This is a genomic window from Mesorhizobium sp. CA4 (genome assembly GCF_020165075.1).
Lineage (GTDB): Bacteria > Pseudomonadota > Alphaproteobacteria > Rhizobiales > Rhizobiaceae > Mesorhizobium.
Map to the genome: position 1 here is coordinate 102,000 of NZ_JAIUHK010000020.1, position 12,526 is coordinate 114,525.

The window sequence follows — 12,526 nt, forward strand, 5'->3', positions numbered from 1 at the left end:
CGGCAGCGATACACGATTCCTCTTGCCAATGTGGTAGGGTGATCATACCAGTATGAAGATGATGAATCGGCCGCGGTCGATCGTCTGAACATCAGGAGCAGGGTTCGATGACAACGATTGCGCTTTTTGGTGCGGGCGGGAAAATGGGCTATCGATTGGCCACCAATTTTCGTGGTTCCCCTTATGAAATCCGCCATGTCGAAATCAGCGAGACGGGTCAGGAGCGGCTGAAATCGGGCCTTGGCATCGACACGGTGGGCGTCGACCAGGCGCTAAACGGCGCCGACGCCGTCATCCTGGCAGTTCCTGATACACATATCGGCAAGGTTGCCGCCGGCATCGAAAGCAAGCTTTCGCCTGGCACAATGGTGATAGTTCTCGACGCAGCCGCACCTTTCGCCGGCCACCTGCCCAACCGTCCCGACCTCACCTACTTCGTCACACATCCCTGCCATCCGCCAATCTTCAACGACGAGACCGACATGGCGGCCAAGAAGGACTTCTTCGGTGGCGTAAAGGCCAAGCAGCATTTCGTGAGCGCCCTGCTGCAGGGACCGGAAGAGGACTACGCCAAGGGCGAAAGGATCGCCCGGATCATTTGGGCCCCGGTGATGCGCTCGCACCGCGTGACCGTTGAGCAGATGGCGTTGCTTGAGCCGGGGCTCTCCGAAACGGTGTGCGCTTCGCTGCTCGTCGTCATGAAGGAGGCCCTCGACGAGGTTGTGGCGCGCGGCGTCGACCGGCAGGCGGCGCTGGATTTCCTGCTTGGCCATATGAACGTGCTCGGCGCCGTCATCTTCGGCGAAACCAAGGGCGTGTTCTCCGACGCCTGCAACAAGGCGATCGAGTTCGGCAAGCCGGCGCTGATGCGCGACGACTGGAAGCGCGTTTTTGAGCCGCAGGAGATCGCCGCAAGCATTCAGCGCATCACCTGAGATCGCCAGGTACATGTCACCTGAATTTGTGGTTGACTCATTATACCAGTTGGCATTAGCTGATCCTGCTTGGGGTCGCTGGGAATCCGCAGCTGGACGAGCGGAGGAATATCGGGGTGCCGGCAGCGCGGATTGGTTCGGATAAAAGCCGGCGAACGTCGTCAATCTGAACGGTGCAGCCTGCACCCGCCTGACGAATTCAAACGCAGACAACCGCCTCGGACCGTTTCGAGGCAGGGTTTTTCAACGGGAGGACATCATGAAACTCACTCGCAGAATGACGCTGGCGGCTTTTGCCGGCATGCTGGCTATCGGCACGGCGATGCCCGCCTATGCGGCGGACCTGATCGCGATCATCACACCTTCGCATGACAATCCGTTCTTCAAGGCGGAGGCCGTCGGCGCCGAGGCGAAGGCCAAGGAACTCGGCTACGAGACGCTGGTGCTGGTCCATGACGACGACGCCAACAAGCAATCGCAGTTGATCGACACGGCGATCGGCCGCGGCGCCAAGGCGATCATCCTCGACAATGCCGGCGCCGACGCCACCGTTGCCGCCGTGCAGAAGGCCAAGGACGCGGGGGTCCCCTCTTTCCTGATCGACCGCGAGATCAACGCCACCGGCGTTGCCGTCGCACAGATCGTCTCCAACAACTATCAGGGCGCCCAGCTCGGGGCGCAGGAGTTCGTCAAGCTGATGGGCGAGAAGGGTAATTATGTCGAGCTGGTCGGCAAGGAATCCGACACCAATGCCGGCATCCGCTCCAAGGGCTATCACGACGTCATCGACGACTATCCAGATCTGAAGATGGTGGCGCAGCAGTCGGCCAACTGGAGCCAGACTGAGGCCTATTCCAAGATGGAATCGATCCTGCAGGCCAACCCGAACGTCAAAGGCGTGATCTCCGGCAACGACACCATGGCAATGGGCGCCTACGCGGCGTTGGCAGCCGCCGGCCGCAAGGATGTCATCGTCGTCGGCTTCGACGGTTCGAACGACGTTCGCGACTCCATTACCTCAGGCGGCATCAAGGCGACGGTGCTCCAGCCGGCCTTCGCCCAGGCGCAGATGGCCGTCGAGCAGGCCAATGACTACATCAAGAACAAGAAGTCTCCCGAGAAGGAAAAGCAGCTCATGGACTGCGTCCTGATCAACGGCGACAATGCTCCCAAGCTGGAGACCTTCGCGCTCAAGAACTGAGCTGGCGCGATGCAAGCTGCGAGGGACGAACGCACGTTCGTCCCTCGCCTCCATTTCACTGTCGGGTATTGTTGATTCCCATGACCAAGCAGAGTTGGCTGCTAATTGCGCTCACAGCCGCCGTCGGCCTCAGCGCCTGTAAGATTCTGCCGACGCCGTCCGCGCAAGGCGGCGATAACGCCAGCAGCTCTGCCTTCAATCCCGACAAGATGGTCGAAGATATCTGGGCCTCGAAAGTCATCCCCTACCTGCAGCAGAAGGCAGGCCCATTTGCACAGGTCCATGCACTCGCCAAAATCGATCCCGCCGCTGCCGGTTCCAAGTACGGCAATCCGAAGAAACAGGCGAATTCGCCATGGACCTTCGCTGTGCGCCTCGAAGGCAAGGTCGTCGCCGCCAACACACAGTCGCGCGCGGCAACCATCGACGTCGACGTCGATGGCGACGGCAAGGCGGATGCGCGGGTGCAGATCGGGCCGGCCATGCGCGGCACCGCCCTGCGCGACAGCCTCGACTTCGTACAGTTCAACGATTTCACCAACCAGATCGACTTCGCCCAGTTCGGCAAGGCTTTCAATGCCTATGTGGACAAGACGGTGTTGTCCAAGTTGCCGCGCGACGGGCTGGAGGGCCGCACCGCCAAGGTGCTCGGCGCTTACACGATCGAAGGCGGGCAGGACCTGCCGCTGGTGACGCCGGCGGAGGCCGAGATCGGGCCCAAGCCGTGAGTTCCTCGCCGGGTCAGGACGTCATCCTCAAGCTGGAGGATATCTCCAAGGTCTATGCCGGTACCGTGGCGGTCAAGCATGCCAATTTCGGGGTGCGCAAGGGCGCAGTCAACGTGCTGGTCGGCGAGAACGGCGCAGGCAAGTCGACGCTGATGAAGATCATCGCCGGCGTCGAGCGGCCAACCGCAGGCCGCATCGTGTTCGACGGAAACGAGGTTTCCTTCTCGTCATCCGCAGACGCCGTGAGCCGCGGCATCGGCATGGTGTTCCAGGAACTGAACCTTTTCGGCAACCTCACGGTCGCCGAAAATATTTTTGCCACGCGCGAGATCACCAACGCATTCCGCAAGATCGACCACAAGGAGCAAGAACGGCGCGCCGCCGAATTCCTCGAACAGCTGGAAGCTGGGATCCGACCGGACATGCTGGTTGAGGATTTGCGTATCGGTCAGCAGCAGCTGGTCGAGATCGCCAAGGCGGTCTCGCTCGACGCGCGCATCCTGATCATGGACGAGCCGACCTCGGCGCTGAGCGCGGCGGAAGTGGAGATACTGTTCAAGGTGATCGCCGATCTCAAGGCGCGTGGCGTCGCCATCGTCTATATCTCTCACCGGCTGGAGGAGCTGATCCGCATCGGCGACTTCATCACCGTGCTGCGCGACGGACGCATCACCGGCCAGGAGGAGATGCGAAACGTCGACACACAGTGGATCGTGCGGCAGATGATCGGCTCGGACGCGAAGGATTTCGCAAAGGCCGACCGCCATCAACCCGGCGCGGAGGTGTTCCGCGCCGAGGAGATCTGCCTGCCGCGCGTCAGCGGGGGACTGGCCGTCGACCACGTCTCGCTCTCCTTGCGCGCCGGCGAGATCCTCGGCATCTACGGGCTGATGGGCGCCGGACGCAGTGAGCTGTTCGACTGCATCATGGGACGCCACGGGCAGGCGAGCGGCAAAATCTTTATCGACGGAAAGCAGATCCGGGAGCGCGATACGGCACGGCGCATCCAGCGCGGCCTGGCTCTGATCCCGGAAGACCGGCAGCGCGAGGGTCTGGTGTCAATCCTGTCGGTGGCAAGCAATCTGACTTTGGCCAGCCTGTCGCGCTTCGTCAGCCTGTTCCACATCCGCGGCGGCGCCGAGCGACAGGCGGTGGCGCAGATGGTGCGCGAGCTGGCGATCAAGGTCGCCGATCCGGCGCAGGAAGTGTCGTCTCTGTCGGGCGGCAACCAGCAGAAGGTGGTGATCGGCAAGGCGCTGCTCACCGGGCCGAAAGTGCTTTTGATGGACGAGCCCAGCCGCGGCATCGATGTCGGCGCCAAGGCCGATGTGTTCCGCACCATGCGCAAGCTTTCGCGTGATGGGCTGGGCATCCTTTTCGCCACTTCGGATCTCGACGAGGTGATGGCGCTGTCGGATCGGATCGCGGTGATGAGTAACGGAAAGCTGACGGGCATGTTCGATCGCGCCGAGGCGACCGAAGCGGCGATCATCGCCGCATCGGCGCTTGGCCATGGACCCAGCCCGAATATGGAGAACAACGCCCATGACTGACGTTTCGGCCAAGGCGCCCGCCTCCTCCGCATCCAGCGGCTCGCTGCTGCTTACGCTGATGAAGCTGCGGACCTTCATCGCGCTGATCGCTGTGCTGGTGGTCTTCTCGATCGCGGCGCCGAATTTTCTCTCGGCCGCCAATCTGATCCTGATGGCGAAGCACGTTGCACTCAACGCCTTCCTCGCCATGGGGATGACTTTCGTCATCATCACCGGTGGCATCGACCTGTCGGTCGGCTCGATCGTCGGCCTGTGCGGCATGGTCGCCGGCTACCTGGTGCTCAACGGCATAGACCTTGAGATCGGCTACACGGTCTATTTCAACGTCGTGGAAATCGCGCTCATCACACTTGCGGTCGGCATCGCGATCGGCGCCGTCAACGGCCTGCTGATCACCAGGCTGAACGTCGCGCCCTTCATCGCCACGCTCGGCACGCTCTATGTCGCGCGCGGCCTGGCGTTGCTGGCATCGGATGGCCGCACCTTCCCCAACCTCGTCGGCAAGCCGGAACTCGGCACCACCGGCTTCGGCTATCTCGGTGCCGGCAGGCTGCTCGGCCTCCCTGTCTCGATCTGGATCCTGGTCGTGGTCGCGCTGGGTGCGGCCTATCTCGCAAGGTTTACGCCGCTCGGCCGCCACATCTTCGCGGTTGGCGGCAACGAGCGCGCGGCGCGGATTTCAGGCGTTCGCGTCAATATGGTGAAGATGTTCGTCTACATGTTCTCCGGTTTTTGCGCAGCGATCGTCGGCCTCATCATCTCGTCGGAACTGATGGCATCGCACCCCGCCACTGGCGAGAGCTTCGAGCTCAACGCCATCGCGGCGGCCGTGCTCGGAGGCACCTCGATGTCGGGCGGACGCGGCACGATCGGCGGCACCATCGTGGGCGCCTTCGTTATCGGCATTCTCTCAGACGGACTGGTGATGATGGGCGTGAGCTCATTCTGGCAAATGGTGATCAAGGGTCTTGTGATCATCGTCGCAGTCGTCGTCGATCAGGCGCAGCGCCGGCTGCAGAGCCGCGTGACGCTGATACAGATGGCGAAGGCGGGCTAATCATGGCATTGCGCGGAGCGCTGATCGGCTGTGGCTTTTTCGCCATCAACCAGATGCATGGCTGGCGCGACATCGCCGGCGCCTCGATCGTCGCGATCTGCGACCGCGATCCCGAGCGGCTCAGGATCGTCGGCGATCAGTTCGGTGTAGCACGGCGCTACACTGATGCAGCCGCGCTGTTTGCCGGCGAGAAGCTCGACTTCGTCGACGTCGCGACCACCGTCGGCAGCCACCGGCCGCTGGTGGAACTGGCGGCCGCCAACCGCGTCCCGGTGATCTGCCAGAAGCCATTCGCACCGACGCTTGCCGATGCAATCGCTATGGTCAGAGCTTGCGCCGACGCCGGCGTGCCGCTGATGGTGCACGAGAACTTCCGCTGGCAGTCGCCGATCCAGGCCGTGCGGGCCGTACTCGACAGCGGCGAGATCGGCAAACCGTTCTTCGGCCGCATCTCCTTCCGCTCCGGCTATGACGTCTTTTCCGGCCAGCCCTACCTTGCGACAGGAAAACGATTCATCATCGAGGATCTCGGCATCCACATCCTCGACATCGCCCGCTTCCTGCTGGGCGACGTGTCGAGCCTCACCGCCCGCACCGCCCGGATCAATTCGAGCATCGCCGGCGAAGACGTCGCGACGATACTCATGGACCATGAAAGCGGCGCAACCTCCGTGGTTGATTGCAGCTATGCGACGAAGCTTGCCACCGAACCGTTCCCCGAGACGCTGGTCGAACTTGACGGCAGCGAAGGCACGATCCGGCTATCGCTGGGCTATCAGCTCACCGTGACCGGCAAGAGCGGCACCCATGTCACCGATGTCTCACCGCAACTGCTCCCCTGGGCGTCCCGGCCCTGGCACAACATCCAGGAAAGCGTCCTGGCCATCCAGAAGCACTGGGTCGCGTGCCTGGCCAGCGGCAAGGAGCCGGCAACCTCCGGCGCCGACAATCTCAAGACATTCGCTCTGGTCGAGGCCGCTTATGCCGGTGCCGCCAGCCGCGAACCAGTGCGTATCAACGACCTGCTCAGATGACCAACGATCCATTCCTACTCTACGGCACCCGCGCCGTCGAAGCCGAACCGGTCCGACTCAGCGCCGGCCCGCTCAGCGCCGATCTCGTCAACGGCAATCTACGCACGATCCGTCACGACGGCATCGAGGTGCTGCGCGCCATTGCCTATATTGTGCGCGATCGCGACTGGGGCACCTATGAGCCGACACTGACGGATCTGCTCGTCGAGCAGGCCGACGACAGTTTCTCGGTAAGCTATTCGGCCGGTTGCGAGGGACCGAACGGCAGCCGGCTCGATTTCCGCGCCACAATCGAGGGACACGCCGATGGCCGTCTCGTTTTCGATGTGAGCGCGTTTTCCGAAACGGATTTCGAGACCAATCGCTGCGGCTTCTGCATCCTGCATCCGATTGCCGGACTCGCCGGCAGCCCGGTGAAGATCGAGCACTCCGACGGCAGCGCGGTGCACACTGAGCTGCCGCTGCTGATCGACCCATGGCAGCCGTTCAAGGATATGCGCGCCATCACCCATCAGGTGCGGCCGGGGGTCAGTGCCGAATGCCGCATGGAAGGCGACGTTTTCGAGATGGAGGACCAACGCAACTGGTCGGACGCCTCATACAAGACTTATGTGCGGCCACTGGCGCTGCCATGGCCTTATATGCTGCCGGCGGGACAAACAAATCGACAGACCATCACCCTGCACATAACGGGCGGCTCCAAGATGGCTGGCGCGGCAACCGCAGCCGAGCCGGTATGCATCGAACTTGGCGAGGCCGGAGCGAAGCTGCCCGATATCGGCGTGGTCATCTATCCGGAAGATGTCGAGGCGGCTTTGGGCAAACTGCCGCTGCTTAGCAAGCTAGGCCCCCAACAGCTTCTCCTCCATTACGATCCGACGCGTGGCCATGGCCTGGAGGCCTTGCACGCTCATGCCGGCCTTGCAGCCGCATTCCCCGCCGAGACGACCCTCGAATGCGTCGTCGCCTGCGCCGGCGATCTCGACGTCGAACTCTCCGGCGTCGCCGAGATGGTGCGTAAGGCAGGCCTGCGGCTCGATGCCATCGCGGTCTCGCCTTCGGTCGACCGGCAGTCGACGCCACCCGGCAGCACCTGGCCGGCCTGCCCGCCGCTCGAGGATGTTTATGCCGCGGCTCGCCGCGCCTTCCCCGGCATCCGGCTCGGCGGCGGCATGTTCAGCTATTTCACCGAGCTCAACCGCAAGCGGGTTCCGGCCGGCGCGCTGGATTTCGTCAGCCATTGCACCTGCCCGATCGTGCATGCGGCCGACGATCTCAGCGTCATGCAATCGCTGGAAGCGCTGCCATTCATCACCCAGTCGGCACGGGCGATCTACGGCGCGAAGCCCTATCGCATCGGGCCCTCGACCATCGCCATGCGGCAGAACCCCTATGGCGGCGCGACCAAGGACAATTTTGACGGCCAGCGCATCGCCATGGCCAACCGCGATCCGCGCCATGCCGGCCTGTTCGCTGCCGCCTGGACGATCGGCTATGCCGCGCGCGTGGCGTCGACCGGGCTGGAGATGCTGACGCTCTCCAGCTTCACAGGGTCGTTCGGCCTGCTGGCCGCCGCCGGCGAACCGGCGCAGGAAGGAACGCCGCGTCCGATGTTCCACGCGATCCAGGGCCTCGCTGCGCTGGCTGGCCACACGCATATTGCGATGCGCTCAACTGATGAGAATCGCGTGGCAGTGCTTGCAGGACGTTCGCCGACTGGTGCCATCACAACCTGGTTGGCAAATTTCACGCCGCACAATGTCGCGGTCGACGCCTCGTCCGTCCTCGCCGAAGCGGCAGGCCCGGTCAGCGTCTGGGACGCAGCAGGTGAGCACACGCTTGAACCCGGCGCGGGTTCAAGGCACATCACCATGCCGGCTTACGCCATAGCCAGAATGGGCTGAGCGAAGTTACTTCTCAGAGCTCATCGCGTAGAGGGCGCGCGAGCGTTCGAGGTGCTTGATCATCGCCTTTTCGGCGCCTTCGGCGTCGCCCTTCTCGATGCGGCTGACGATCTCTTCGTGCTCGGTCAGCGTGAACTTTTCCTTGCCGGTCCAGATCAGCATTTCCGTGTGGTATTCCTTCAGCCAGCCGAGCATCGCCTCGCTGACCGCGACATAGATCGGATTGCCCGAGATCGCCGCGATCTGGGTGTGAAACTTCATGTCGGCGGAGATGAATGCCTCGGCATCGCCGCGCGCGCCACGTTGCTCGGCGACCGTTGCCTTGAGCCGCTGCACGTCCTCGGGGGTAGCCTTCTCCGCCGCTTCCTTGACCATGCCGCGCTCGAAGAAGATGCGTGCGCTCTTCAAATGCTCCAGCGTGTCCTTCGACGAAGACAGGATGATCTTCGCGGCGCCGTCGACCTGCTTGATGATCGATTTGGCGGTGAGCTGCAGTACCTTGGCACGCTCGCCATGCGAGATGGCGACCAGGCCCATGTTGCTCAGCGCCTGCATCGCCTCACGGATTGCTGGACGACCGACCTCGAAGCGCTCCATCAGCTCGCGCTCGGACGGCATGTCGTCGCCCGGTTGCAACTCGCCGCTGGTGATGAGGCGCTTCAACCTGACAAAGACTTCATCGGACAGCTTGCGCCGGACGATCGGCTCCGAACGGTTCATCTGCGCGAATCACTCCCTAGACCCAGTTTCCGTTTTAGCACTGCACGCGCAAGAACCGGAATGCCTGTCGGTCCACACGCTGCGCGGGCATGATAACACTTGCAATGCTTATGTACTCATTATACCAGATTTGACGCGCAGGGAATTATTTTCCTGCCTTTCGACTGAGTAGCCGGCCATGATCACTCTCACTTACCGGATCGAAACCTCGGGAAGCATCGAGGCGCTGGCGGCCAAGATCGCGAGCGACCAGTCGACCGGCACGTTCGTCGCTGTGCCCGGCGAAACCGAGGAGCTGAAGACGCGGGTTGCGGCGCGCGTGCTAGCGATCCGCCATTTGCCGGACGCGGCGCAACCTTCAATACCAGAGGCCGGCGGCGGTCCCTTCAAGCGCGCCGATATCGACATCGCCTTCCCTTTGGACGCCATCGGCACCGATCTGGCGGCGCTCATGACAATTGCGATCGGCGGCACCTTTTCGATCAGGGGATTGTCCGGCATCCGCGTCGTCGACATGAAGTTGCCGGAGGAATTCAGGGGCGCCCATCCCGGCCCGCGATTCGGTGTCTCCGGCAGCCGCAGGCTGACCGGCGTCGAAGGCCGCCCGATCATCGGCACGATTGTCAAGCCGGCGCTTGGCTTGAGACCACACGAGACGGCCGCGATGGTGGGCGAACTGATCGAGGCCGGCGTCGATTTCATCAAGGACGACGAGAAGCTGATGAGCCCGGCATATTCGCCGCTGTCGGAGCGGGTGAAGGCAATCATGCCGCTGATCCTGGATCATGAGCAGAAGACCGGCAAGAAGGTGATGTACGCTTTCGGCATATCGCATGCCGATCCGGACGAAATGATGCGCAACCACGATCTGGTGCTTGAAGCCGGCGGTAATTGCGCCGTCATCAACATCAACTCCATCGGCTTCGGCGGCATGGCTTTCTTGCGCAAACGCTCCGGACTGGTGCTGCACGCACACCGCAATGGCTGGGATATCCTCACCCGCCATCCGGGGCTCGGCATGGATTTCCAGGTCTGGCAGCAATTCTGGCGGCTGCTCGGGGTGGACCAGTTCCAGATCAATGGAATCGCCTCGAAATACTGGGAACCTGATGACTCGTTCATCCGCTCATTCCAGGCGGTGACGACGCCGATGTTTTCGCCAGAGGATTGCGCGCTGCCTGTGGCCTGCTCCGGTCAGTGGGGCGGCCAGGCGCCGGAGACCTATCGACGCACAGGGCGCACGATCGACCTGCTTTATCTATGCGGCGGCGGCATTGTCAGCCATCCAGACGGGCCAGCAGGCGGCGTGCGCGCCGTGCTCCAGGCATGGCAGGCAGCGGTCGAGGGCATTCCGCTGACAGAGTTTGCCAAAGACCATGCGGAACTGGCGCACTCGATCGAGAAATTCGCCGACGGCAAGGCGGCGTGAGCATGCAGAAGCTGCTTCTCAGCTACTATGGCGACGACCTGACCGGCTCGACCGACGTCATGGAGGCGCTGGAGCTCGGCGGCGTGCCGACCGTTCTGTTCATGCGCAAGCCGGCTGCCGGACTGCTGGCGCGCTTCGCGCATTGCCGTGCCGTCGGGCTCGCCGGCACCAGCCGCAGCGAGTCGCCGGCCTGGATGGATACGCATCTGGAAGAGGCTTTCACCTGGCTGAAAACGCTGGAAGCCGAGCTCTGCCATTACAAGGTCTGCTCCACCTTCGATTCCAGCCCGACGATCGGCAGCATCGGTCGCGCGATCGAGATCGGCCGCGCGGTATTCGAACAGGGTTGCGTGCCGCTGGTGGTCGGCGCGCCGCAGCTCAAGCGCTACACAGCCTTCGGTCATCTCTTCGCGGCCTATCGTGACAAATACTACCGCATCGACCGCCATCCAGTGATGAGCCGCCATCCGGCAACGCCGATGGACGAATCCGACCTTCTGGTGCATCTGTCGCGGCAGACAAAGCTTGCGTTGGGGCTGCTCGACCTGGCGACGGCGCAATCGCCATCTCGATCGGAGGCTCTCGACCGCCTCCTCCGGGACTGCAACATCGTGCTTATCGATGTCGACAGCCGCGAAACGCAAGCGCTTGCTGGCCGGGAAATATGGCGCACCCGTACGCCAGGCGGCCACTTCGTCGTCGGTTCCTCCGGCATTGAATATGCGCTTCTTTGCCAATGGGCTGGCGATACCGTTCCGGGCGATGGAATATTCCCGCCCCCGGGTGCGGCCGACCGCATCGCGGTGGTGTCGGGGAGTTGCTCGCCGACGACGGAGCGACAGATCCGCCATGCGATGAGCGACGGGTTCGACGGCATTGAGGTCGACCCGGTCGAGCTGGTCTCGGAGCATTCCGAGAAGGCGATGGCGCGCGCGGCTGCAGCCGGCAAGGCCAGCCTTGAGGCCGGACGCAGCGTCATTCTCTACACCGCACTTGGCCCCGCCGCTGACCGCGGCGCCGAGATCGATCGCCAGGAAGGCGCCCGCCACAAGCTTGGACGCGGCCTGGGCGAACTGCTGCGCGCGTTGACCGTGGAGCAGAAGTTGCAGCGCGTGATCATCGCCGGAGGCGATACCTCCAGCCACGCGCTTGGACAGATGGGCGTTGACGCGCTGACAATGAGAATGCCGCTGCCGTCCTCTCCCGGCTCGCCGCTTTGCGTCGCCCATTCGAGCATACCCGCGATCGACGGGCTGGAGGTCGCGCTGAAGGGCGGGCAGGTCGGGGCCGATCGTTATTTTTCAGCCATTCGTGATGGCCTCGGCAATTGACAGCACCGTGCCGCACTCTCGCCCCTCCGGCTCGCTGTCGCCAGGGAACTGACCAATGACACAGATGCCTCAGCTCTGGATCGGGACCAGCTGGAAAATGAACAAGACGCTGGCCGAGGCGCGCGCCTTTGCCGGCGGGCTGCTTACCGATCCGGAAGGCGACCCGCGTGTCCAGCGCTTCGTCATCCCGCCCTTCACGGCGGCGCGCGAGGTCAAGGCGATGCTGAAGGATACGTCCGTCAAGGTTGGCGCGCAGAACATGCACTGGGCCGACGAGGGGGCATGGACCGGCGAGATCTCGCCGGTGATGCTGCGGGATTGCAACCTTGATATCGTCGAGCTCGGCCATTCGGAGCGCCGTGAGCATTTCGGCGAGACCGACGAAACCGTGGGCCTCAAGACGCAAGCCGCGATGCGCCACGGCCTCATCCCGCTGATCTGCATCGGCGAGACATTGGCCGAGCGCGAGGCCGGCCTTGCCAGCGAGGTGCTTGCCAAGCAGGTGCGCGGCGCACTCTCCAGGCTCGGCGCCGCGCAGAAGACCGCGCCGATCCTGCTCGCCTACGAGCCGGTCTGGGCGATCGGCGCCAACGGCATTCCGGCAACCTCGGACTACGCCGACGCCCGCCAGGCG

General features: G+C 63.3%; 11 protein-coding genes. 10 read left to right on the forward strand and 1 reads right to left on the reverse strand.

Translation table 11 applies throughout. From position 1 onward, the window contains the following. The first annotated feature begins 107 nt into the window (after positions 1-107). The 7 genes from LB528_RS17690 to LB528_RS17720 all read left to right on the forward strand — a co-directional run bounded on the left by LB528_RS17690 (position 108) and on the right by LB528_RS17720 (position 8,412). Positions 108-935 carry a phosphogluconate dehydrogenase C-terminal domain-containing protein gene (locus LB528_RS17690; RefSeq protein WP_224715737.1) on the forward strand — a complete coding sequence of 276 codons (828 nt, stop codon included), beginning with the start codon at positions 108-110 and terminating at the stop codon, positions 933-935. 259 nt (positions 936-1,194) lie between these two features. Beyond that, positions 1,195-2,136, forward strand: a complete 942-nt coding sequence (locus LB528_RS17695; protein WP_224517828.1) for a D-ribose ABC transporter substrate-binding protein — start codon at positions 1,195-1,197, stop codon at positions 2,134-2,136. Between the two features lie 80 nt (positions 2,137-2,216). Further along, complete coding sequence (locus LB528_RS17700) at positions 2,217-2,864, forward strand: DUF2291 family protein (protein WP_224715738.1); 648 nt, start codon at positions 2,217-2,219, stop codon at positions 2,862-2,864. Next, positions 2,861-4,417, forward strand: a complete 1,557-nt coding sequence (locus LB528_RS17705; RefSeq protein WP_224715739.1) for a sugar ABC transporter ATP-binding protein — start codon at positions 2,861-2,863, stop codon at positions 4,415-4,417. Before LB528_RS17700 ends, LB528_RS17705 begins: the two co-directional genes overlap by 4 nt. Then, positions 4,410-5,474: an ABC transporter permease gene (locus LB528_RS17710; RefSeq protein WP_224517822.1), complete on the forward strand. Its 1,065-nt coding sequence runs from the start codon at positions 4,410-4,412 to the stop codon at positions 5,472-5,474. Before LB528_RS17705 ends, LB528_RS17710 begins: the two co-directional genes overlap by 8 nt. Beyond that, positions 5,474-6,508, forward strand: coding sequence for a Gfo/Idh/MocA family protein (locus LB528_RS17715; protein ID WP_224715747.1), 1,035 nt, complete (start codon positions 5,474-5,476; stop codon positions 6,506-6,508). The genes LB528_RS17710 and LB528_RS17715 overlap by 1 nt, the downstream gene beginning before the upstream one ends. Then, positions 6,505-8,412: a hypothetical protein gene (locus LB528_RS17720; protein ID WP_224715740.1), complete on the forward strand. Its 1,908-nt coding sequence runs from the start codon at positions 6,505-6,507 to the stop codon at positions 8,410-8,412. Before LB528_RS17715 ends, LB528_RS17720 begins: the two co-directional genes overlap by 4 nt. A gap of 6 nt (positions 8,413-8,418) precedes the next feature. Here the strand turns inward: LB528_RS17720 and LB528_RS17725 are convergent, their stop codons facing one another. Continuing rightward, a complete protein-coding gene (locus LB528_RS17725) occupies positions 8,419-9,132 on the reverse strand; it encodes a transcriptional regulator NanR (protein ID WP_224715741.1) in 714 nt (237 codons plus the stop codon). A gap of 178 nt (positions 9,133-9,310) precedes the next feature. Here LB528_RS17725 and oiaX point away from each other — a divergent pair, with 178 nt between their 5' ends. The 3 genes from oiaX to LB528_RS17740 form a co-directional block, all read left to right on the forward strand. Continuing rightward, a complete protein-coding gene (oiaX, locus tag LB528_RS17730) occupies positions 9,311-10,561 on the forward strand; it encodes a 3-oxo-isoapionate-4-phosphate decarboxylase OiaX (protein WP_224715742.1) in 1,251 nt (416 codons plus the stop codon). A 2-nt stretch (positions 10,562-10,563) separates the two neighbouring features. Beyond that, complete coding sequence (locus tag LB528_RS17735; protein WP_224715743.1) at positions 10,564-11,892, forward strand: four-carbon acid sugar kinase family protein; 1,329 nt, start codon at positions 10,564-10,566, stop codon at positions 11,890-11,892. A gap of 64 nt (positions 11,893-11,956) precedes the next feature. Then, the coding region (locus tag LB528_RS17740; RefSeq protein WP_224715748.1) for a triose-phosphate isomerase at positions 11,957-12,526 on the forward strand (570 nt) is incomplete at its 3' end.

Excerpts from the sequence above, each read along its gene's own strand:
- LB528_RS17700 (WP_224715738.1), top strand. The coding sequence starts at position 2,217 with ATGACCAAGCAGAGTTGGCTGCTAATTGCGCTCACAGCCGCCGTCGGC.
- LB528_RS17735 (WP_224715743.1), top strand. The coding sequence starts at position 10,564 with ATGCAGAAGCTGCTTCTCAGCTACTATGGCGACGACCTGACCGGCTCG.
- LB528_RS17720 (WP_224715740.1), top strand. The coding sequence starts at position 6,505 with ATGACCAACGATCCATTCCTACTCTACGGCACCCGCGCCGTCGAAGCC.
- LB528_RS17725 (WP_224715741.1), bottom strand. The coding sequence starts at position 9,132 with ATGAACCGTTCGGAGCCGATCGTCCGGCGCAAGCTGTCCGATGAAGTC.
- LB528_RS17690 (WP_224715737.1), top strand. The coding sequence starts at position 108 with ATGACAACGATTGCGCTTTTTGGTGCGGGCGGGAAAATGGGCTATCGA.
- oiaX (WP_224715742.1), top strand. The coding sequence starts at position 9,311 with ATGATCACTCTCACTTACCGGATCGAAACCTCGGGAAGCATCGAGGCG.
- LB528_RS17695 (WP_224517828.1), top strand. The coding sequence starts at position 1,195 with ATGAAACTCACTCGCAGAATGACGCTGGCGGCTTTTGCCGGCATGCTG.
- LB528_RS17710 (WP_224517822.1), top strand. The coding sequence starts at position 4,410 with ATGACTGACGTTTCGGCCAAGGCGCCCGCCTCCTCCGCATCCAGCGGC.